The sequence below is a fragment of the Tessaracoccus coleopterorum genome (assembly GCF_011174705.1).
GTDB classification, from domain to species: domain Bacteria; phylum Actinomycetota; class Actinomycetes; order Propionibacteriales; family Propionibacteriaceae; genus Arachnia; species Arachnia coleopterorum.
Genome location: NZ_JAANIJ010000001.1, coordinates 2,276,664 through 2,297,767, shown reverse-complemented (window position 1 = coordinate 2,297,767; position 21,104 = coordinate 2,276,664). Strand labels below are relative to the sequence as shown.

Annotated in this window: 20 protein-coding genes and 7 pseudogenes; 20 read left to right on the top strand and 7 right to left on the bottom strand. The window is 68.8% G+C overall.

What is annotated here, in order from left to right; genetic code table 11:
* Window positions 1–10 precede the first annotated feature (10 nt).
* Window positions 11–391, bottom strand: coding sequence for a BlaI/MecI/CopY family transcriptional regulator (locus G7085_RS14760; RefSeq protein ID WP_331715694.1), 381 nt, complete (start codon window positions 389–391; stop codon window positions 11–13).
* Between the two features lie 55 nt (window positions 392–446).
* Between G7085_RS14760 and G7085_RS14755 the strand changes: the two genes are divergently transcribed.
* The 7 genes and pseudogenes from G7085_RS14755 (at window position 447) to G7085_RS14725 (ending at window position 7,637) form a co-directional block, all read left to right on the top strand.
* Window positions 447–1,988 (top strand): cytochrome ubiquinol oxidase subunit I, encoded by a 1,542-nt coding sequence (locus tag G7085_RS14755; RefSeq protein WP_197511567.1) that lies wholly within the window; start codon window positions 447–449, stop codon window positions 1,986–1,988.
* Complete coding sequence (cydB, locus tag G7085_RS14750) at window positions 1,946–3,022, top strand: cytochrome d ubiquinol oxidase subunit II (protein ID WP_197511566.1); 1,077 nt, start codon at window positions 1,946–1,948, stop codon at window positions 3,020–3,022. Before G7085_RS14755 ends, cydB begins: the two co-directional genes overlap by 43 nt.
* A 113-nt stretch (window positions 3,023–3,135) precedes the next feature.
* Window positions 3,136–4,741: pseudogene (gene cydD, locus G7085_RS32815) on the top strand (thiol reductant ABC exporter subunit CydD).
* Window positions 4,738–6,298, top strand: a pseudogene (gene cydC / locus G7085_RS14740) (thiol reductant ABC exporter subunit CydC). Before cydD ends, cydC begins: the two co-directional pseudogenes overlap by 4 nt.
* Window positions 6,299–6,359: 61 nt before the next feature.
* Window positions 6,360–6,497, top strand: a complete 138-nt coding sequence (locus tag G7085_RS14735; protein ID WP_197511565.1) for a hypothetical protein — start codon at window positions 6,360–6,362, stop codon at window positions 6,495–6,497.
* Window positions 6,443–6,982: pseudogene (locus G7085_RS35115) on the top strand (glycosyltransferase); the annotation flags it as partial. The gene G7085_RS14735 and the pseudogene G7085_RS35115, both read left to right, overlap by 55 nt.
* Before the next feature lie 103 nt (window positions 6,983–7,085).
* Entirely contained in the window at window positions 7,086–7,637 is a 552-nt protein-coding gene (locus G7085_RS14725) for a glycosyltransferase (RefSeq protein WP_197511564.1), read from the top strand.
* Between the two features lie 3 nt (window positions 7,638–7,640).
* Here the strand turns inward: G7085_RS14725 and G7085_RS26520 are convergent, their stop codons facing one another.
* Both G7085_RS26520 and G7085_RS26515 read right to left on the bottom strand, forming a co-directional pair.
* Window positions 7,641–8,168: a substrate-binding domain-containing protein gene (locus tag G7085_RS26520; RefSeq protein ID WP_331716003.1), complete on the bottom strand. Its 528-nt coding sequence runs from the start codon at window positions 8,166–8,168 to the stop codon at window positions 7,641–7,643.
* Complete coding sequence (locus G7085_RS26515) at window positions 8,120–8,593, bottom strand: LacI family DNA-binding transcriptional regulator (protein ID WP_331715693.1); 474 nt, start codon at window positions 8,591–8,593, stop codon at window positions 8,120–8,122. Before G7085_RS26515 ends, G7085_RS26520 begins: the two co-directional genes overlap by 49 nt.
* A 278-nt stretch (window positions 8,594–8,871) precedes the next feature.
* Between G7085_RS26515 and G7085_RS14715 the strand changes: the two genes are divergently transcribed.
* The 9 genes and pseudogenes from G7085_RS14715 to G7085_RS32790 form a co-directional block, all read left to right on the top strand.
* Window positions 8,872–9,525, top strand: coding sequence for an ABC transporter substrate-binding protein (locus G7085_RS14715; RefSeq protein WP_197511563.1), 654 nt, complete (start codon window positions 8,872–8,874; stop codon window positions 9,523–9,525).
* Entirely contained in the window at window positions 9,462–9,734 is a 273-nt protein-coding gene (locus G7085_RS14710; protein WP_197511562.1) for a hypothetical protein, read from the top strand. The genes G7085_RS14715 and G7085_RS14710 overlap by 64 nt, the downstream gene beginning before the upstream one ends.
* On the top strand, window positions 9,710–9,886 hold the full coding sequence (locus G7085_RS32810; protein WP_331715692.1) for a hypothetical protein: 177 nt from the start codon (window positions 9,710–9,712) through the stop codon (window positions 9,884–9,886). The genes G7085_RS14710 and G7085_RS32810 overlap by 25 nt, the downstream gene beginning before the upstream one ends.
* The gene (locus G7085_RS32805) at window positions 9,853–10,083 is read left to right on the top strand and encodes a hypothetical protein (RefSeq protein ID WP_331715691.1); all 231 of its coding nucleotides are present in this window, start codon (window positions 9,853–9,855) and stop codon (window positions 10,081–10,083) included. Before G7085_RS32810 ends, G7085_RS32805 begins: the two co-directional genes overlap by 34 nt.
* A gap of 255 nt (window positions 10,084–10,338) precedes the next feature.
* Window positions 10,339–10,890, top strand: coding sequence for a carbohydrate ABC transporter permease (locus G7085_RS32800; RefSeq protein ID WP_197511560.1), 552 nt, complete (start codon window positions 10,339–10,341; stop codon window positions 10,888–10,890).
* Entirely contained in the window at window positions 10,833–11,162 is a 330-nt protein-coding gene (locus G7085_RS32795; protein WP_197511559.1) for a carbohydrate ABC transporter permease, read from the top strand. Before G7085_RS32800 ends, G7085_RS32795 begins: the two co-directional genes overlap by 58 nt.
* Window positions 11,159–11,794, top strand: a pseudogene (locus G7085_RS35110) (carbohydrate ABC transporter permease); the annotation flags it as partial. The gene G7085_RS32795 and the pseudogene G7085_RS35110, both read left to right, overlap by 4 nt.
* Before the next feature lie 349 nt (window positions 11,795–12,143).
* On the top strand, window positions 12,144–12,446 hold the full coding sequence (locus tag G7085_RS26500; RefSeq protein WP_331715690.1) for a beta-L-arabinofuranosidase domain-containing protein: 303 nt from the start codon (window positions 12,144–12,146) through the stop codon (window positions 12,444–12,446).
* Window positions 12,413–13,008: pseudogene (locus G7085_RS32790) on the top strand (beta-L-arabinofuranosidase domain-containing protein); the annotation flags it as partial. The gene G7085_RS26500 and the pseudogene G7085_RS32790, both read left to right, overlap by 34 nt.
* A gap of 88 nt (window positions 13,009–13,096) precedes the next feature.
* On the opposite strand, the gene G7085_RS32785 reads toward G7085_RS32790, so the two are convergent.
* Window positions 13,097–13,228, bottom strand: a complete 132-nt coding sequence (locus G7085_RS32785; protein WP_331715689.1) for a hypothetical protein — start codon at window positions 13,226–13,228, stop codon at window positions 13,097–13,099.
* 45 nt (window positions 13,229–13,273) lie between these two features.
* Here G7085_RS32785 and G7085_RS14680 point away from each other — a divergent pair, with 45 nt between their 5' ends.
* Together G7085_RS14680 and G7085_RS14675 are read left to right on the top strand one after the other, a co-directional pair.
* Entirely contained in the window at window positions 13,274–13,636 is a 363-nt protein-coding gene (locus tag G7085_RS14680) for a hypothetical protein (protein WP_331715688.1), read from the top strand.
* The gene (locus G7085_RS14675; protein ID WP_331715687.1) at window positions 13,561–13,851 is read left to right on the top strand and encodes a hypothetical protein; all 291 of its coding nucleotides are present in this window, start codon (window positions 13,561–13,563) and stop codon (window positions 13,849–13,851) included. The genes G7085_RS14680 and G7085_RS14675 overlap by 76 nt, the downstream gene beginning before the upstream one ends.
* Before the next feature lie 23 nt (window positions 13,852–13,874).
* On the opposite strand, the gene G7085_RS26490 is transcribed toward G7085_RS14675, so the two are convergent.
* A complete protein-coding gene (locus G7085_RS26490; RefSeq protein WP_231979547.1) occupies window positions 13,875–14,558 on the bottom strand; it encodes a hypothetical protein in 684 nt (227 codons plus the stop codon).
* Window positions 14,559–14,832: 274 nt separating this feature from the next.
* Window positions 14,833–18,187, bottom strand: a pseudogene (locus G7085_RS35105) (acyl-CoA dehydratase activase-related protein); the annotation flags it as partial.
* A gap of 47 nt (window positions 18,188–18,234) precedes the next feature.
* Here G7085_RS35105 and G7085_RS14665 point away from each other — a divergent pair.
* Complete coding sequence (locus G7085_RS14665) at window positions 18,235–18,819, top strand: TetR/AcrR family transcriptional regulator (protein WP_197511554.1); 585 nt, start codon at window positions 18,235–18,237, stop codon at window positions 18,817–18,819.
* Window positions 18,820–19,043: 224 nt separating this feature from the next.
* Window positions 19,044–19,214 carry a hypothetical protein gene (locus G7085_RS14660; RefSeq protein WP_197511553.1) on the top strand — a complete coding sequence of 57 codons (171 nt, stop codon included), beginning with the start codon at window positions 19,044–19,046 and terminating at the stop codon, window positions 19,212–19,214.
* Window positions 19,215–19,705: 491 nt separating this feature from the next.
* Here G7085_RS14660 and fumC read toward each other — a convergent pair.
* A pseudogene (gene fumC, locus G7085_RS14650) lies at window positions 19,706–21,093 on the bottom strand (class II fumarate hydratase).
* Window positions 21,094–21,104 lie beyond the last annotated feature (11 nt).

Sequence of the window (21,104 nt, the reverse complement as noted above, 5' to 3'; positions counted from 1 at the left end):
GCCCGGCACCTCAGAGGGCGTCTGCCGACTCACCGAGCGCCGCGCGCTCCTCGGCGCTCAAGCCCTCGGTGAGCTCACGCAGCGCGGCGACACGGACCTCAGGCGTCGCCACCGCCAGCAGGGCTGCCATCTCTCCGGCGATCACGACCGCCTGGCTCGACGCCGCCCGGTACTGCCACGCCCGGGCCACCAGTTCGCGCTTGACGAGGCCCTTCTTGGCCAGGCGGTCGAGGACCGTCATCACAGTGGTGTAGGCGAGCTCCCGCTCGGCGGACAACTGCTGATGCACGTCCGCGACGGTTCGGGGCGCGCTGGGACCCCACAGCAGCTCCATCACCCGCTGCTCGAGTTCACCTCTCGACGCCATGCCCGCAAGCATAGGGGCAAGCACCCCACTTCTTAGCGACATGTTGTCGTTTTACGACCCCCCGTAGTAGCTTGCCACCATGGATCAAGTAACGTTGGCCCGCTGGCAGTTCGGGATCACGACCGTCTACCACTTCCTTTTCGTGCCCATCACCATCGCCATGTCGATGCTGGTGGCGGTCTTCCAGACCATGTGGGTGAAGACCGACAAGGAGGCTTACCTCCGGCTCACCAAGTTCTTCGGCAAGCTGTTCCTGATCAACTTCGCGCTGGGTGTCGTGACCGGCATCGTGCAGGAGTTCCAGTTCGGCATGAACTGGTCGGAATACTCGCGCTTCGTGGGTGACGTCTTCGGCGCCCCGCTCGCGCTCGAGGCCCTCCTGGCGTTCTTCCTCGAGTCGACGTTCATCGGGCTCTGGATCTTCGGCTGGGACAAGCTGCCGAAGAAGCTGCACCTGATGACGATCTACGCCGCGGCCATCGGCACCATGCTGTCGGCGATCTTCATCCTCGCCGCCAACTCCTGGATGCAGAACCCCGTCGGAACCGTGTTCAACAACGGCCGTGCGGAACTCGACGGCGTCGCAGGCTTCCTCGAGGTGCTCACCAACCCGGTCCTTCTCGTCACCTTCCCGCACGTGATCGCCGCGGCCTACATGGTCGCCGGTGGCCTCGTTGCCGGCGTCGCAGGCTGGCACCTCGCCAAGATCCGCCGCGACGGCGAGATGCGCGTGGGCGACACCGGCACCTACCGCTTCGCCACGAAGTTCGGCGCCTGGGTCCTCATCGCGGGCTCCGTCGTCACCATCATCTCGGGCGACCAGCAGTCGAAGGTAATGACCCAGGTCCAGCCCATGAAGATGGCGGCGGCCGAGGGGCTCTTCTACACCACGAAGAACGCCCCGTTCTCGATCCTCACCATCGGCAACCGCGAGGGAACCGAGCAGGTCTTCGCCATCGAGATCCCCGGCCTCCTGTCGTTCCTGTCCGGCCACGAAGAGGTCAAGGGCATCAACAACATCCGCGAGGAGTTCAAGACCGAGGGCTTCCGTCGCTTCGACGGCTCCCAGACGACGCTCCAGCAGCAGTACGCCGAGGAACTCGCGGCCAACTACCCCGGCATCGACCCGATGCCCAACGTGGCGCTCTCCTACTGGACGTTCCGCCTCATGATCGGCCTCGGCTTCGCAGGCATCGCCATCGGCATCGCGACGCTGTGGCTGGTCCGCAAGGACCGCCTACCCAAGCCCGGACCGATCTGGACGACCGCCATGTTCGCGATGCCGCTTCTGCCGCTGTTCGCGATCTCCTTCGGATGGATCTTCACCGAGATGGGCCGCCAGCCCTGGATCGTGGCGGGCGTACTGCCTACCTCCTCGGGCGTCTCGACGTCCGTGCCCGCAGGCAACGTCCTGTTCTCGATGATCACCTACACGTTGATCTACGGCGCCCTCGCGGTGCTGGAGGTCTGGCTGTTCCTCAAGTACGCGAAGGCGGGGCTCCCGACGTCGCGCCCGTCGAGGTCCAGTCCGATCCCGACGCCCCCTGACCTTCGCGTACTGAGGACGGAAACCCACCCATGCTCACCATGCTTGAAAGTGCCGTCACCGTCCCGACGCTGACGATGGTCTGGTTCATCCTGGTCGCCGTGCTGTGGCTCGGCTACTTCTTCCTCGAAGGCTTCGACTACGGCGTCGCCATGCTGATCCCCGTTCTCGGCAGGAACGAGAAGGAGAAGCGCGTCATCGTCAACACCATCGGCCCCGTCTGGGACGGCAACGAGGTGTGGCTGCTGACCGCCGGCGGCGCCATGTTCGCCGCCTTCCCCGGCTGGTACGCCAGCCTCTTCTCCGGTCTCTACATCCCGCTCCTGCTCGTGCTGGTCGGCCTGATCCTGCGCGGCGTCGCCTTCGAGTACCGCTCGAAGCATCCCGACAGCCGCTATCGCACCACGCTCGACTGGTTCGCCACCATCGGCTCGTTCCTGCCCTCGCTGGTCTTCGGTGTCGGGTTCGCGAACTTCGTGATCGGGCTCGCCAACGACGGCCTGCACTGGAACGGTTCCTTCTGGGGCCTCTTCGGGCCGTTCGCCCTCCTCGGCGGCGTCATGCTCGTCGTCCTGTTCCTGGTGCACGGCTCGGCCTTCATCGCCCTGAAGACCCGCGGCGTCATCCACGACCGCGCCGAGACCTTCGGCGGCCGCTTCGGCTGGGTCGCGGCCGCGCTCGTCGCACTGTTCGTGATCTGCCAGAACGTCTTCTGGCCCGCCACCTCCGAGTTCGGAGACTTCCGGGTCGCCACCTGGATCGCGGGCATCCTCTCGATCCTGGCCATCCTCGGGGCCGCATTCGCAATCAACAAGGGCCGCGACGGATGGGGCTTCATCGGCACCGGCGTGTCCATCGTGACGCTGTTCGTCGGCATCTTCTTCAAGATGTACGGCAACATCGGCTTCGCGCAGGACGAGTCGGTGGCGGTCACCGACCGTCTCAACATGATCACGGCCGCGTCCTCGCCGACCACGCTGACGATCATGACCTGGGCAGCAGTCATCTTCGTTCCGATCGTGATCGCCTACCAGGCCTGGTCCTACTGGGTGTTCAGCAAGCGGATCTCGACGAAGAACATCCCCGACGAGGTCGAGCCGGCCGCCTGAGCCGACCCGATCCGACCGACAGCAACGAGGCCCGACTCCCCGCGGAGGCGGGCCTCGCCACAACCCGGGTCCGCCACGGCGACCCGCTTGAACCGACATGGGAAACTGAGGCAATGGCCGGACCGATCCACCCGAGGCTGCTGCAACGCGCACGGGCCACCCGCAGCTTCCTCATCGCCTCCGTCGCCGTCGGGGTTGCCACCGCGGTCCTCCTGATCGCACAGGCCGACCTGCTCGCCCGCTGGCTCACCACCGCATTCGCGTCGAAGAGCTTCCCGCCCGGCTGGCAGGGCGCGCTGGTGGCGCTCCTGGCGGTGTTCGCCGGTCGCGGCCTGCTCGCCTGGCTCAGCTCCGTGCTGGCCCACCGCGCCGCGGCCTCCGTGAAGTCCGACCTGCGCCGCGACGTGCTGCGGGCCAGGCTCGGCACCCCATCGGGGCACCTCATCCGCCTCGCTGGTGCGCACCGTCACGCAGGGCCTCGACTCCCTCGACGGCTACTTCTCGAAGTACCTGCCCCAACTTGGGCTGGCCGCGACCGTCCCGTTCATCATCGGCGCCGTGATCCTGCTCGCCGACTGGCCCTCGGCCATCATCATCGCCTTCACCCTCCCGCTCATCCCGGTATTCATGGCCCTGATCGGGTGGACCACCGAGAAGGCGACCCGACGGAGCTTCGCCGTGGCAGACCGGCTCGCCAACCACTTCGCCGACCTGATCGCAGGCCTCCCGACGCTGCAGGCCTTCGCGCGGGCACGGGCCCAGAAGAAGGGCGTCGAGATCGGCGAGGAGCAGTACCGCGACGCCACCATGCGCACGCTGTACGTGTCGTTCCTGTCGTCGTTCGCGCTCGAACTGCTCGCCACCTTGTCGGTGGCGATCGTGGCCGTCACCATCGGGTTCCGGTTGGTGGACGGGCAGGTCGACTTCACGACCGCCCTCTTCGTGCTGATCCTCGCCCCGAGGCGTTCCTGCCCGTGCGGCAGGTGGGCGTGCACTTCCACGACTCGGCCGACGGTGTCGCGGCGGCCGACGCCGCGTTCGCCGTGATCGACGCGGCCCCGGTCGCCACCGGCGCCCTCGCCGCCCCGGAGGCCCGCTGGCCCTCGAGGATGTCAGCTACACCTACCCGGGTGCCGAGGCCCGGCGGTGGAACGCCTCAGCCTGGTGGTCGAACCCGGCGAGGTGGTGGCGCTCAGCGGCTCATCCGGAGGGGGCAAGTCGACCGCCCTCGCGATGGCGATGGGCTTCCTCACCCCGACCGGCGGCCGGGTGAGCGTCGGAGGGCAACCGTTGGCCGACACCGACCACGCGTCCTGGCGCGGCCAGGTCGCCTGGGTAGCGCAGGAGCCGGGTCTGGTCCGCGGCACCGTCGGCGACAACGTCGCCCTCGGTCATCCGGGCGTGGACGGCGCGACCATCGCAGCAGCCCTCACCGATGCCGGGGCCGACTTCGGCGCGGACAAGCCCGTCGGCGACGACGGCGAAGGCCTCTCCGCGGGTGAACGCCGCCGGGTCGCCCTTGCGCGGGCCCTCGTCCGGATCCGGGTGGGCGGCGCCCGCTTCCTCATCCTCGACGAACCCACCGCCGGCCTCGACGCCGACACCGAGGCCCACGTCATCCGGGCCGTGCGCGGCACTGGCGCGGGTGCGCTCGTGGTGTCCCACCGACCGGCCGTGCTCGAGGCGGCCGACCGCGTCGTCGAGGTGGTGGCCGCATGATCGCGCTGCTGAGGGAACTCCTCCGCGAGGTGCCGAAGGCCCGCGGCAGGCTCCTGCTCGCCGTCTTCTTCGCCGCCATGGCGTCGGCCTCGTCGGTGGCGCTGATGGGCGTGTCCGCCTGGCTCATCTCGTTCGCGGCGATGGCCCCGCCCGTGCTCTACCTACAGCCCGCGGCGGTGGGGGTGCGCGCCTTCGGCATCTCGCGCGGCGCCTTCCGCTACGTCGAACGCATCTTCGGCCACGATGTCGCGCTGCGCATGCAGGGCGCGCTGCGGGTACGGGTCTACGACCGCCTCGCCCGCACCACCCTGATCGGCCGCCGCCGCGGCGACCTGCTCACCCGCGTGGTGACAGACGTGACGGCGATCCAGGACCTGGTGGTGCGCGTGGCGCTGCCGTTCCTCTCCGCCTCCGTCGTCGTGGTGGGAGCCACCGTCATGCTCGGGGTGTTCAACCTGCCTGCCGCGCTCGTGCTGCTCGCCACGGCGGTGCTGGCCGGTGTGCTGCTGCCGTGGTGGACGCAGTGGATGACCCTGCGGGCCGACCGGGACTCCGTGACCACCCGCGGCCGACTCGCAGACGCCACCCGCGAGCTGGCCCTCACCTCGACCGATCTCGTCGCCTACGGTGCCGACGCGGCCGAACTGGACCGTCTCCTGGCCATCGACGACGAACTGCGCGGGCAGGAGTCACGCGGGGCGTGGGTGCGGGCATCGCGGCGGGTGGCCAGATCCTGGCCTCCGGCCTCTCGGTGGCCGCATCGCTGTGGTTCGGCACGATCGCCGTGCGCGCCGGGGAACTCGACCCACGCATGCTCGCGGTCCTCGCGCTGACTCCGTTGGCGCTGCACGAGGTGCTGAACACCTTCGCGCAGGCCGCCCAGACCTGGACCCGCGCCCAGGCCGCGCTCAGCCGGATCGGCGAGGTACTCGACACACCGGCCGTCGGCACCGGCGACGTCACCGACCCGGAGGGTGGGGCACCCGGGCTGCGCCTGGTCGACGCGGCCGTCGGCTGGCCCGGCTCCGGCCCTGTGCTGGAGGGGATCGACCTGGATGTCCGGCCGGGAGAGCGGGTCGCGCTCGCCGGGCCCTCGGGAGTCGGGAAGACCACGATCGCGGCCACCGCCATGGGCCTGATCCCACCACTGAGCGGCGAGCTGCACCGCGGTGGACGGGTCGGTTACCTCGAGCAGGACGCACACATCTTCGCCACGACCGTGGCGGAGAACGTGCGCATCGGGGCCAGGGACGCCACGGCCGCGGAGATCGTCGACGCCCTGGCCCGAGCCGGGCTGGACATCGATCCGCAGCGCCGCATCGGGGAGGACGGATCGACCCTCTCGGGGGCGAGAGGCGCCGCCTCGCGCTGGCCCGGCTCCTGGTCGCCGACCGGTCGCTGATCATCCTGGACGAACCGACCGAACACCTCGACCGTGAGACCGCCGACGCCCTGATGGCCGATGTGTGGCGCGCGTTCGACGGCGCCGCAATGCTCGTGATCACCCACGACCCCGACGTGATGGCCGACTGCGACCGCGTGGTGCGACTCGGCTGAGCCGCGTCCATCCGGCACGGTGGCTGCGTTGTCACCGCCCCGGGGCCGCTATTGTGACAGGGTGAACGACGCCGCGACAGGAGCCACCCGCCCACTTCGGGTGGCGCAGTTCACGGACAACTACGGCCCGGCAGCAACGGCCTCATGTTCGCCGTCCAACAACTGGAGGGCAACCTCCTCGACAAGGGCGACGAGGTGATCGTTGTCGCACCGGCCGCCAAGGGCCCGAACCCGCATCATGGTCGGCCCGGCCGCACCGAGATCCGCCTGCCGTCGGTCCGCGTGCCCAAGATGCCCACCAGGGTCGCCAACGGACGCCACTTCGACCGCACCATCGACCGGATCGCCGAGCTCAGGCCCGACGTGATCCACGTGCACGGCTTCGGGCCCGTCGGGGTGCTCGGCACCTGGGCGGCACGCAGGCTCGGCATTCCGATGCTTCTCACCTGGCACACCGACTTCGACGCCTACGCCGACCACTACTCCGCCGTCCTCCCGCTACTGACGGGCGTGGTACGCGCGTTCGCCCGCCTCACCAAGGGTGAGGTGATGGACGAGCAGGACCTGCGGCTCGCCGAGGTGAAGTACGAGGACCGCGGCCGCTCGACCGCCCTGCTGCTCGGCCTGTGCCAGAAGATGCTGGAGTCGGCCGACCTCGTGACGACCCCATCCCCGAAGACGGCGGCCCGCTGCCGCCTGATCAGCACCAATGCCACGATCCGGGTCGTTCCCAACGGCGTCGACGCCCTGCCACCCGGGCCGCCCCGATCCCCACCCCGACGGCCCGATGGTGCTCTACGCCGGCCGTATCGCGCCCGAGAAGGACCTGCCGCTGCTGGCCGACGCCTTCACCCTCGTGCACGCCCAGCGCCCCGACGCGCGGCTGTGCATCGTCGGCGACTGGGAACGCTACAGCCACATCAGGAAGGTGCTGGCCGCCGGGCGCGACGCGGGTCGGATCATCCTCCCCGGAGAGCAGAAGCGCGACGCCCTCGGCGCGTTCTACGGCATGGCAGACGTGTTCGCCTTCCCGAGCCAGACCGACACCCAGGCGCTGGTCCTGCACGAGGCGGCGCTGGCCGGGCTGCCCATCGTCTCGGTCGACCACGAACTGACGCTGGTCATCGAGCCGGGGGTCAACGGCGAGATCACCAGGCCGACGGCCGCCTCGCTCGCCGCAGGTCTGCTGCGTGTCATCACCCGGTCCGAGGATCGGCAGTGGCGGGAGCAGGCCGCGGCACGCTCCATTGAACTGGCCTCGCAGTGGACCATCGCCTCGCAGGCGAAGGCCATGCTCGACATCTACGCCGAACTGGCGGGGGCGCTCACCAGGGCGTGAGCCTCAGGCGACCGACGAGTTGCGCACCACAAGGCGCGGGGCGAGGAGTTCGACTCCGCGCGACGGGTGCCCGTCCATCGCCTCGGCGAGCCGCTGGGCCGCCTTGCGCCCGATGTCCTCAAGATTCATGTCGATGCTCGTGAGCGCGGGCGGGCCCCGTCGCGAGAATGGCCCAGTTGTCGTGGCCGACCACGGCCACCTCACCCGGAACCTGGCGACCCGCGTCGCGCAGCGTGTCCAGCGCGCCCGTGCGATCTGGTCGTTCCCGCAGAGAACGCCATCGACCTCGGGGTACTGGGCCAGCGTGGTGCGCATGGCCGCGCGGCCCCATTCCTCCGACCACGCGCCGTAGACGGGCGCCCCACCGAGCGGTGCGAGGCCCTCCGCCGCGAGCCGCTCCATGGCACCCCGCGAGCGCTCCTCGGACGCGCCGTAGGTGATGTCGCCGCCGAGGATGGCGATGTTCCTGCGCCCGGTGGAGATCAGGTGGTCGACGCCGATCCGGCCTGCGCCGACGTTGTCAGAGACGATCGAGCAGTCGTCCGGGTCGTCGGAGGGTGCGTAGGCGTAGACGACGGGAACGGGATGTCGCTCCCGAGCGACTGGCGGGTGTCGGGCCGCGCACCCACGATGATGAGCCCGTCGACGCGGCGCTGCATCAGCACGCCCAGGTGGTAGCGCTCGCGGATGGCATCACCGCGGGCGTCGCAGAGGAGCACGGAGACCTTGTTGAGGCCGAAGGCGTCCTCCGCGCCCATCAGCAGTGGGATCGAGAAGCGGCCCTCGAAGTCGTGTGTGATCAGCCCGACGGTGCCGGTGCGGCCCGTCAGGAGCGACTTGGCGAGGGTGTTGGGCACGAAGTTGAGGTCCTTGGCCGCATCGAGCACACGGGACCGGGTGACCTCGCTCACGTCCGTGCGCCCGTTCAGTGCCTTGGATGCGGTGGAGAGCGACACCTGCGCCCTTTTGGCAACATCGTTGAGCGTGGGGGTGCGGCCCTCGAATCCGTTTTCGACATCGGTCCCCTTCCGGTCCGGCCCCAGCCAGGGGCTCCTCGAAACCGCAGCCTACACCAGGCGTTCCAGCTGCGTGTTGAACGGCGGCGAGATTGCTATTGACGACCATCGATCCCCGTGCAAGGATTGTCGCAAACCTTTTCGAAGGTTTCGGGGGCGGGCTGTTCCGCCCTTGCGGATCACACCCTTCGGCACCCTCGAAGATGAGAGGACCACACATGTTGAACCGATCCATCGTGGCCGCCCTCGCGGCCCTGAGCCTCGGCCTCGGCCTGACGGCCTGCGGAGGCGACACCACACCCACCGAGCCGACCACCGGAGCGTCGGTACCCAGCGACGGCCTGGACGACGGCACGGAGCTGACGATGTGGACGCGCGCCCCGCTCGAGCGGCAGGCGAAGAATGCCGTCGAAGCGTACAACTCGTCCCACAAGAACCAGGTCAAGCTCGAGATCCTGCCCAACGACGACGTCGAGGGCAAGGTCGGCGGCGCCATCCAGACCGACACGCTGCCCGACATCCTCGCCGGTGACGTCGTGCGCATCCCCTACTGGGTGGAGCAGGGCGTCTTCGCCGACCTCACCAAGGAGATCGGCACGCTCGACATCGACAACCTCCAGAAGGGCCACATCGACGCGGGAACCATCGACGGCAAGATGCACACCCTCCCCTTCGTCACCGACATCTCGGTGATGGTGTGGAACAAGGATCTCTACAAGGAGGCGGGCCTCGACCCGAGGCCGGGCCGACCAACCTCGCCGAGTTCGTCACCCACTCCAAGGCCGTCGCGGGCCTCGGCAAGGACGGCGTGGCGGGCACCTACCTGGCGGGCCAGTCGGGCGGCGCGCTCGTCTTCACCCTGTTCCCGATGATGTGGGCCAGCGGTGAAGAGGTCATCAAGGACGGCACCACCGCCAACCTGAACTCCGACGCGGCCAAGAAGATCTACGACGCCTACCGCGACCTGCGTGAGACCCCAACGGTCTCGGCGCGGGCTCGAAGGAGGAGACCGGAGCAACCTGGACCGCCCCCTTCCAGGAGGGCAGGATCGGCGTCATGCAGTACCCCTACACCGCGGTGACGGGCCTGTTCGACACGGTCGACTTCGAGATCGGCGTCGCGGGGATCCCGGAGTCGACGGCGGCCAGTCCACCTTCCTCGGCGGTGACGCCCTCGGCGTCTCCAAGAGCTCGAAGAACGTGGCCCAGGCCTGGAACTTCATGTCGTGGCTGATGTCCGACGACGCCCAGCAGAAGGTCTTCGCCGACAACAACGACACCGCCTCCAGCATCAGCGTCCTCGAGAACGGGTACGCAAGCGCCGACGAGCGCACCAGGATCGCCAACGCCACCATCAAGGACGGTCGCGCCCGGTCGCCGTCAACTTCAACGAGGCGTTCAACGCGGCCGGCTCCAACTGGCAGCTCCTGATCCAGGACGCGGTCTGGGCCGACGGCGCACAGGTCGATTCGCTGAACGACGCCATCACGTCGACGCTCGGCGGCTGACCCGGCCACCGCGAGCTCCCGGGGGTGGGCCTCCCCCACCCCACCCCGCCCGCTCTAACCAAGGAAAACCCATGACGAAACCGACGACTGTTGCGCCCGTCCGGCGCGGGCGTCGCACCAACGCGCAGCGGGAGGCGGCCGCCGGCTGGGCGTTCGCCACCCCGTCACCGTGATCCTCGTGCTGCTGTTCCTGGCACCGATCATCCTCGTGGTGATGATGTCGGGCTCGAAGTGGACGCTGCTCGGCGGCAACCAGGGTCTCAACGGTGTCGAGAACTTCTCGAAGGTCCTCGCCGACCCGCTGCTGTTGGACTCGGTCTGGTTCACGCTGAAGTACACCGTGGTCACCACCGTGATCCTGATGCCGATCGCGCTGGGGCTCGCGCTGCTGGTGCAGGAGGCGAGGCGCTGGAACAACATCCTGCGCACCGCGATCCTGGTGCCCTCAGCGCTCGGCATCGCCTCGGCTTCGGTGTTGTTCTACGCGCTCTACTCACCCCAGGTCGGCCCCATCAACAAGTTCCTCGCCGGCCTCGGCGTCATGGAGCAGAACAGCTCGCTGCTCGGCACGCCGGACGGTGCGCTCTGGGCGACGGTCTTCCTCGTGGTGTGGCGCTTCTCGGGCTTCTACATGCTGCTCACGATGGTGGGGCTGCAGGCCATCCCACCGACGTGTACGAGGCGGCCCGCATCGACGGCGCGAGCCGGTGGAGGACGTTCACCCAGGTGACGCTCCCGCTGCTCAAACCCACCATCGCGATGACGATGATCATGTCGATCACCGGCTCGCTGCTGGCCTTCGACCAGTTCTACGTGCTCACCAAGGGTGGGCCGAACAACTCGACGATGACCGTCGTCCAGCTCATCTACCGCTACGCGTTCGAGACCAAACGCGACCTCGGCATGGCAGCGGCGCTCTCGGTCCTCGTGCTCGTCGCGCTCATCGTCATCAACGCCATCCAGCTTCGCGCCATGGGCGTCTCGGACAAGGAGGACCGGTGAAGTCCACCCCGCTGTCCAAGGGACTCTTCTACTTCCTGACCAGTTGCATCGCGATCACCTTCCTCGCCCCGCTCGTATGGGCGGTGATCAGCTCGGTCTCCCCTGCCCCCGGCACGTCGCAGACGTCCGGTTTCGGGTTCGGCAACTACGTGGCCCTGTTCGAGTACGGGCGCGGGCTGCCCGCCTACCTGCTCAACTCGCTGATCATCTCGGTGATCGCGATCGTCGTGACGGTGCTCTGCGCGGCCACCGGCGGGTACGCGTTCGCCCGGTTCCGGTTCCGCGGAAAGAGCCTGCTGTTCATCCTGGTGCTGTCGGTGATGATGGTGCCCGTGGCGGCGCTGCTCATCCCGCTGATCGTGTGGATGCAGCGGATCGGCATGCAGAACTCGCTGCCGGGCGTCGGGCTCGTCCTGACGCTCTTCCAACTCCCGTTCGGCGTGTTCATGATGCGCAACTCGTTCGCCGCCATCCCCCGCGAGCTCGAGGAGGCGGCCCAGATCGACGGCTGCTCCCAGCTGGGCTCGTTCTTCAAGGTCATGCTGCCGACGGTCACGCCGGCGCTGATCACCGTCGGACTGTTCGCCTATCTGGCGGCCTGGAACGACTTCATGGTCTCGCTCTACCTGCTGTCGATGGAGAACGCGCCACTGCCGCTCGCCCTCGTCAACATGCGCCAGCAGGTGATGGGCGTGATCGACTACGGCATCACCACCGCGGGGTGGTCATCCTCACCCTCCCCGCCCTCGTGCTCTTCCTCGCCTGCAGAAGTACTACGTCAAGGGCTTCACCTCCGGCGCAGTCAAGGGCTGAGCCACCTCCCCGCCCATCAAGGAGATTCCATGCACACCTCGCCCGTACCCGTCGCTCCCTCACACGGCCTCCTGAAGCCGCTGGGGATCGACCGAGTCACGATCGACGGGGCTTCTGGGGTGATCGGCAACGACTCAACCACGAAGCGATCATCCCCCACGCCCTCGCGTGGGAGACCAGGGTCGGCTGGATCGACAACTTCGCCCACGCGCTCAATGGCACGCTCCCGAGTCGCGGCGTGGACGCGAGTTCTCCGACTCGGACGTCTACAAGCTGATCGAGGCGATGGCCTGGGAGGTGGGCCGCACGGGCGACGAGGCTCTTGAGGCGGAGATCGAGCGCCTCGGTGCTCTCATCGAGGCCGTTCAGGAGGATGACGGCTACCTCAACACCAGGTTCGACCACCCGGGCCTGGATCCGCGCTACACCGACTTCGAGTGGGCCACGAGCTCTACTGCTACGGCCACCTGATCCAGGCCGCCGTCGCCCGGATCCGCACCGGGCACCCCGACTCCACGATCGTGCGGGTGGCGCTGAAGGCCGCCGACCATGTCGTCACCGAGTTCGCCGACGGCGCCCGCGAGACCATCTGCGGGCACCCCGAGATCGAGGTGGGTCTCGCCGAACTGTCCCGCGCGACGGGGATGCCCGCTACCTGGAGCAGGCCCGCGTCTTCATCGACCGGCGCGGCCACGGCCTGCTGGCCGACATCGAGTGGGGTCGCTCCTACTACCAGGACGACGAGCCGTTCCGCACCTCAACCGTGCTGCGCGGTCACGCCGTCCGGGCCCTCTACCTTGCGGCCTCGGCCGTGGACGTCGCCGTCGAGTCGGGCGACACCGAACTGTTCGACGCGGCCCGGCGCCAGTACGACAACGCACTTGCCCGCCGCACGTACGTGACAGGCGGCATGGGCTCGCACCACCAGGACGAGGCATTCGGCGAGGACTTCGAACTCCCGCCCGACCGCTCCTACTGCGAGACGTGCGCGGGTGTCGGGTCGATCATGGTGGCCTGGCGGCTGCTTCTTTCAACGGGCGACCTCCGCTACGGCGACGCGATCGAGCGCACGCTCTACAACATCGTCGCCGCCTCCCCGCCGAGGACGGCAGGTCGTTCTTCTACTCGAACACGCTGCACCGCCGCACCCCCGCCGCGGAGGCTCCCGCCGACCGGCAGGTGCCGCGGGCCAACTCCTCGCTGCGCGCACCCTGGTTCGACGTGTCCTGCTGCCCCACGAACGTGTCGCGCACCCTGGCCAGCCTGGCCGGCTATCTGGCGGCGGAGACCCCGATGGCGTGGCGCTGGTGCAGTACGCTCCCGCCACGCTCAACGTCGGCGATGTCCGGCTGCGGGTCGAGACGGGGTACCCGTATGACGGCACGGTGCGGGTGATCGTGGAGCGGGCCCCTTCCCCGTTCGCGCTGGATCTGCGCATCCCCGCCTGGGCCGAGGGCGCCACGGTGGACGGCGTCGCCGTCACGCCCGGCGCCTTCCGGGTCGACGGCGTCACCGCGGGGACGCGGTGGTGCTCTCCCTTCCGGTCGGCCCGCGGATCACGCGCCCCGACTCGCGGATCGACGCTGTGCGCGGCTCGGTCGCCGTCGAGCGCGGCCCCCTGGTGCTGTGCTCCGAGTCGGTCGACCTTCCCGACGACCTGACCGTCAACGAGTTCCAGATCGACGCTGCCACGCTGACCGACGACGGCGTCGGTGCCGTCATCAAGGGGAGCAGGATCGGCCACAACGCGGCCGCCTGGCCGTACCACGACGGGGGGCACCTGATCGAGGGGACGCTCGACGTGCCGCTGGTGCCCTACCACTCGTGGGCCAACCGGGGCCCGGCGACGATGCGGGTGTGGCTCCCGGAGGCCTGATCAGCCCACGGCATCCTCGCGGCTCACCGCGGCGGCGGGCGGATCGGCTCGATGGTGGCCGACCGCTCCCCGCCGCGGTGCCGCTTGTGCGCGGTGGCGACCATCAGCTTGATCCGGTTGAGCTGGTTCGTCTCGGAGGCGCCGGGGTCGTAGTCGACCGCGACGATGTTGGCCTCCGGGTGCCGACGCCGCAGCTCGGCGAACATCCCCTTGCCCACCACGTGGTTGGGGAGGCACGCGAACGGCTGGGCGCACACGATGTTCGGGGCGCCCGCCTCGATCAGCTCGATCATCTCGGCCGTGAGCAGCCACCCCTCACCCGCCAGGGTGCCGAGCGAGATGATGCCGTCGGCCTTCGCGGCGAGGTCGGCCATCCTGGGCGGCAGGTCGAACTTTCCGCCGCAGCGCCTGAGCGCCCTCGCGACGGGGCGCTGGTACTGCTCGACCACCCAGACGGCCAGCCGCTTCAGGGCGACGGAGCGTTCCCCCACCCCGAGGGCGTCGGACCGGAACCGGGCCGAGTACATGCCCATCAGGAAGAACGGGAGCATTCCGGGCAGCACCGCCTCGCAGTCCTCATCCTCGATCACGTCGATGACATGGTTGTTTGCGTCGGGGTGGAACTTGACGAGGATCTCGCCGACGACGCCGACCCGGGGTTTCCGTGCGATATCGCGCAGCGGCAAGGCATCGAACTCGCGGACCACCTGGTCGACGAGGGCGCGGTAGCCGAGGTGGCGCCCGAGTGTGACGCTGTGCCCGAGTGCTGCAGGTACTCCTGGCAGATGGTGTCCCAGCGCTCGTACAACGCGTCGGTCGATCCCTCGACGGCCTCGTACGGGCGCACCCGCAGCGTCAGGTTCTGCAGCAGGTCACCCAGCACGAGGGCCTGGATCGCGGGGTGCAGCATCGCGGGCTCAACTTGAAGCCGGGGTTGTCCTCAAGCCCCTGCAGGCTGATGGCGAGCACAGGCACCTGCGGGTAACCCGCCTCCCGTAAGGCCTTCCGCAGCAGCGCCGCATAGTTGGTCGCCCGGCACATGCCGCCGGTCTGCGTGATCCCGACGGTGGCGCGGTCGGGATCAACCTCACCGGAGCGGATCTTGTTGACGAGTTGGCCGACCACCATGATCGCCGGGAAACAGGCGTCGTTGTTGACGTACTTCAGGCCCACCTCGATGTCCTCGCCGCTGGCGTGCTCCAGCAGTTCGACCCGGTAGCCGAGCTTGCGCAGCACCGGCATCAGGAGCCGGAAGTGCATCGGCGCCATCTGCGGCGCGTAGATGGTGTGGCTGTCGCGGGCGGCGGCGTCGAAGACGGCGCGCTCCGGCGATCCCATCGCGACAACGACCTGACTGCCCGCCCGCTCGGTGGCCGCCGCCTGCATGGAGCGCAGCCGGATGGTGGCGGCGCCGAGGTTGGACACCTCGTCGATCTTCAGCAGCGTGTACATGTCGCCGGCTGCCTCGAGGATCTCGGCGACCTGGTCGGTGGTGATCGCGTCGACCCCACAACCGAACGAGTTGAGCTGGACCAGTTGCAGGTCGGGCCGCTCCCCGACCACGGCGGCGGCCTCGTAGAGCCGGGAGTGGTAGGTCCACTGGTCGCGGACCCGCAGCGGCCGCTCGAGCCGCAGGTCGGCGGGGTCGATGACGGCGTCCTCGGTGAGCACGCCCATGCCGAGCCCGTTGATGAGGCTCGGGATGCCGTGGTTGATCTCCGGGTCGACGTGGTAGGGCCGGCCCGCCAGCACGATGCCCGCAGGCCCCGCTCCAGCAGGTACCCCATGGCGCGCGCACCCTCCGCACGGACATCGGCCTTGGCCGCGGCGTCCTCGGCGAACCCGGCGGCCACGGCGACCTCGGCCTCCTCGAGGGTGACCCCCAGTCGGCGAACACCTCCACGAGGCGGCGGGCCAGCTTCGCCGGATCATCGAGGCTGAGCATCGGCGAGAGGTACGTGACACCGTCGGCGTGCAGGCGGGTCATGTTGCGCTCAAGCACCTGCGGGTAGAACGCGACGATGGGCAGTTGAAGTTGTTGTCGGCCTCGGCGATCTCGCGCGACTCGAGCGGGATGCACGGGTAGAAGATCGTGTCGATCCCCGGTCGAGGAGGCTCTCGATGTGGCCGTGCGCCAGCTTTGCCGGGTAGCAGGCGTTCTCAGCTGGGATCGACTCCATGCCCTGCTCGAACACCTCATGGTTGCTGCGCCCCGAGATCGTGACACGGAACCCGAGGTTGGTCAGCACGGTGAACCACAGCGGGAAGTTCTCGTACATGTTGAGCACCCGCGGGATGCCGATCTCGCCGCGCGTCGCCTTCTCGTGGGTGAGGCGGCGGTAGCCGAACAGGCGCCGGTACTTGTAGTCGTACAGGTTCGGCAGCTCCGACTTCTTCGGCACCCTCTCGGTGGAGGCGCCGCGCTCGCAGCGGTTGCCCGAGACGTGCCGGGCGCCGTCACCGAACGTGGAGATGGTCAGCTGGCAGTGGTTCTGGCAGAGGCGGCATGTCTGCATGGCCGTCTCGACGGTGAACGCGTCCAGTTCGGCGAGGCTGAGCGCCTCCGAGCGACCGCCGTCGCACCAGTTGCGCCGGGCGGTCAGCGCCGCGCCCAGTGCCCCCATGTGACCGGCCAACTCGGGGCGGGTGACGGTGACCCCGGTCTGCAACTCGAAGGCGCGCAGCACGGCGTCGTTGAGAAACGTGCCTCCCTGCACGACGACGGTTTCGCCGAGTTGGCCCGCGTCGCGCAGCTTGATCACCTTGTAGAGCGCGTTGCGCACCACCGAGTAGGACAGGCCCGCGGCGATATCGGCACCCGAGGCGCCCTCGCGCTGGGCCTGCTTGACCGACGAGTTCATGAACACCGTGCAGCGGGTGCCGAGGTCGACCGGGGCCGACGATTCGAGGGCCCGCGCCGCGAACTCCCGGACATCGAGCCCCATGCCCGCGGCGAAGGTCTGCAGGAACGACCCACACCCGAGGAGCAGGCCTCGTTGACCGCGATGGAGTCGACGGCGCCGTCCACGATCCGCAGGTACTTCATGTCCTGCCCGCCGATGTCGATGACTGCCGTCACGCCCGGGCAGAGCGACTCGGCTGCCCGGTAGTGCGCCATCGTCTCGATCTCACCGTCGTCGAGGCGGAGCGCGGCCTTGACAAGGCCCTCGCCGTAGCCCGTGACGCACGCCCTCGCGAGGTGGGCCGAGAGCGGCAGGTCGGTGAGGACGGTGCGGAGGATCTCCTTCGCGGCGGTGACAGGGTCGTTACTGGAGCGGTAGTGCGTGAAGGCGATGCGACCCTCGTCGTCGAGGACGACGGCCTTCACCGTGGTCGATCCGGCGTCGATACCGAGAAACAGCGGCCCGTCGGTGTCGGCCAGGTCGATCCGGGGGTGGTGTCCGAGTGGTGGCGGCGGTCGAAGTCGGCCCGCTCGGCGGCGTCGGCGAACAGGGGCCGCATGCGTGCGCTGGCGAGCGGGATGTGTACGGTGCGCCCGAGCCGGTCGACCAGTTCGGCGGGGTCGTGCCGCCGAGGGATGCCGCCGGTGGCGGGGCGGGCAGCGAGCATCGCCGCGCCGAGCGCGACGTAGAGGTGCGCGTCGTCGGGAGTGGTGAAGCTGCCGACCTGGGCGGCCAGTGCGCGCTCGTAGGCGGCGCGCAGCTGCGGCAGGAAGTGCAGGGGCCACCGAGGAAGACGAGGTTGCCGCGGATCGGGTGCCCGCAGGCCAGCCCGGCGATGGTCTGGGTGGCGACGGCCTGGAAGACGCTCGCGGCGAGGTCGGTGTGCGCTGCGCCCTGATTGAGGAGCGGCTGCAGGTCGGACTTGGCGAAGACGCCGCAGCGCGACGCGATCGGGTGGAGGTGCGTGTAGCGGATGCCAGTTCGTCGAGGCCGGCGGCGTCGGTGTGCAGGAGGGTGGCCATCTGGTCGATGAAGGCGCCGGTGCCGCCCGCGCAGGTGCCGTTCATCCGCTGCTCGACGCTCGGCCTGAGGAAGGTGATCTTGGCGTCCTCGCCGCCCAGTTCGATGACCACATCGGCGTCGGGGTGGAACCGCTCGATCGCCTCGGTGGAGGCGATCACCTCCTGCACGAACGTCACGCCCATCAGGTCGGCGACGCTGAGGCCGGCCGAGCCGGTCACGGCGCACGTCATGGCCCGGCCGGGGAACTGGTCGCGCACCTCGCCGACCAGGCGGCGCAGCGCACCACGGGCATCGGCGTTGTGCCTGCGGTAGCGGCTGAAGACGGCCCTGTCGCCGTCGAGCACGACGGCCTTGACGGTCGTCGATCCGATGTCGAGGCCCAGCGACAGCGTGGTGGAATCGCGTTGCATACTACCGATTGTAGTAAGTAAGTACGTGCTTGCAATATGCTGGGGGCATGAATCGCGCGGAACGGGCCCAGAACACGACGGACGCGCTCATCGCGGCCGCACTCGAGGTGCTCGGCCGCGAGGGCCTGAAGGGGACCACCACCCGCGCCATCGCCGAGCGGGCCGGCGTCAACGAGGTGACCCTCTTTCGTAAGTTCGGTTCCAAGGACGGACTCGTCAGGGAGGCGGTCTCCGAGGTCGTCACGACCTTCACCCAGGAGTCGGTCGTCCACACCGGAGACCTCGAGGCCGACCTGATCCGGCTGATCACGGACTACAAGACAATGCTCGGCCGGTACGGACCCGTCGCCCGCGCGCTGCTGACCGAGGTTCCCTTCGACGACCGGGTCGCTCCCTCACTCGAGCCCCTGCGGGCGGTTCTGCGTGCCGTCGCCGGGCTGCTCAGCCGCTACCAGGACGAGGGCGCACTGGAGCGCGAGGCACCGGAGACCCAGATCCCGGCACTGCTCGGCCCGATCGCCATGCCGATCGTCACCGGAGGCCTCGGGCTGCTGCCTTCAGACGAGCCGGCGCCACAGTTCGATCCGGCCACCCACGTGCGGCGTTTCCTCCGCGGGCGCGCCGCGGGCTGAGCGCTGGCCTGCGCCGCGCCCCCGACCTCGGCAACCGAAGAAACCAACGCCGCAGGTCGCCTGAAAAGAAATCGATGCGGGGGATTGACCAGGAAACACCGACGTGTGATCATGCATCCAAGTTCCACGTGGCATTCAGAACCACTCGGAAAGACCCCCGGATACGCACTTCCAATGGTGAGCCCGGAGGCGGCTTTTCTGGGCGCAGACTGCGGCCCATTTCTTTGGGCGATGACCTCATCGAGTCGAAGACCGAGAAGCTCTCGCCCAAGGACATCTGCCGGTACGCACGGACCCCTTACGTCATGGAGCAGGATGTCCAGCACCATTTCTGGAGCTATCTGACCGACGGAGATGGGACGTACAAGGCCTACTCCGACATCGTGGGCGCCTGACGCCTCGACCTCCCCAACGAAGTAGAACCATGAGGCGTCGGCCGCAACCGCACGCGCGGGACCGCCGCCGACCTTCATGGAACCCGGCTGCCCCCGGGCTCAACACAGTTGAGTTCGTGGCCCGCGCCACCTTCATCTCCCGCTGGGAGGGGCCATGTTCACGGCCGGAGCCTCGCGAGCCCGATACCTGTCCGGAGCCCCAAGATGAAGTTACGGTCGCCGGGCCCGGCATGACCTACTGCCCCTGTCGTCGATGGTCCGGGGGTGTTGTCACCTCGCCGCCTACGCCGGTCTCGCCTCGGTCACCCACCGCTCCGGGACCAGCTTCCGCGGCGAGAAACACAACGCCGTCCTCATCTCCCTCTCACGACGAGGCTGCGACGTCCTCTACGCCATGCTCCGCAACCCGAGCCCTGCTGAGCCCCAACCCATCGCCGCTTGACCAAACACACAGGGACACCCTCGACTCCGGGCAGCGAGCTGAGCCGGGCTCAGCTCCCCGTCATGTCCGCGGGCACCACCCAGCGGTCGAAGTCCTCGCCGCTGACGCCGTTGGCGACGGCCGACTCGCGCAACGACGTGCCCTCCCTGTGTGCCTGCTTCGCGATCTTCGCCGCCATGTCGTAGCCGATGTGCGTGTTCAGCGCCGTCACCAGCATCAGGTTGGAGGCGAGGTTCGCCTCGATCCGCTCCATGTTCGGCTCGATGCCGACCGCGCAGTGGTCGGCGAACGAGACGCAGGCGTCGGAAATCAGCCGGATCGACTCGAGGACCGCGTGCGCCATCACCGGCTTGAACACGTTGAGTTGGAAGTTGCCCTGGCTCCCCGCGAACCCGACGGTGGTGTCGTTGCCGAACACACGCGCGACGACCATCGTCATCGCTTCCGACTGGGTGGGGTTCACCTTGCCCGGCATGATCGAACTGCCCGGTTCATTCTCGGGGATGGTGATCTCCCCGATGCCGTTGCGGGGCCGCTCGCGTACCAGCGCACGTCGTTGGCAATCTTCATGAGCGCGCCCGCAAGTACCCGCAGCGACCCGCTCACCTCGACGAGCGCATCGTGCGCGCTCAGCGCGGCGAACAGGTCGTCGGCCTGGAAGAACTCAAGCCCCGTCTCATGGGAGATCTTCGCGGCGGCCAGGGGCCCGAAGTCGGGGTGCGCGTTCAGGCCCGTTCCGACGGCGGTGCCGCCGATCGCCAGGTCGCGGGCCCGCGAATCGGCGTGCCGAACGCCCTCGAGGGCGAAGTCGAGCTGGGCGACCCAGCCGCCCACCACCTGCCCGAGGCGTACCGGGGTGGCGTCCTGGAGGTGGGTGCGTCCGACCATCACGACACCGTCGAACTCCTCCGCCTTCGCCGCCAGCACGTCACGCAGCCGCGCCACGGAACCGTAGAGGCGCGAGTTCAACTCACTCACCACCGCGATGTGCATCGCCGTGGGGAACGTGTCGTTCGACGACTGACCGCGGTTGACGTCGTCGTTGGGATGCACCGGCGCCTTGGAGCCGAGCACACCACCGGCCAGCTCGATGGCCCGGTTGGAGATCACCTCGTTGGCGTTCATGTTCGACTGCGTGCCCGAGCCGGTCTGGAACACCACGAGTGGGAAGTGGTCGTCGAGCCTGCCCTCGATCACGTCGTCAGCGGCACGGGTGATGAGCTCGGCCCGCTCGGCGGGAAGCTCACCCAACTCGGCGTTGGCCTGGGCCGCAGCCTTCTTCAGCACCCCGAGGGCCCGGATCATCGCACGCCCCCACACGAAGGTGTCGCGGCCGATGTCGAAGTTGAGGAGGCTGCGCTGCGTCTGCGCGCCCCAGTAGCGGTCATCCTCGACCTGCACGTCACCCATGGAGTCTTTCTCGATGCGGTAGCTCATGGACCGACGCT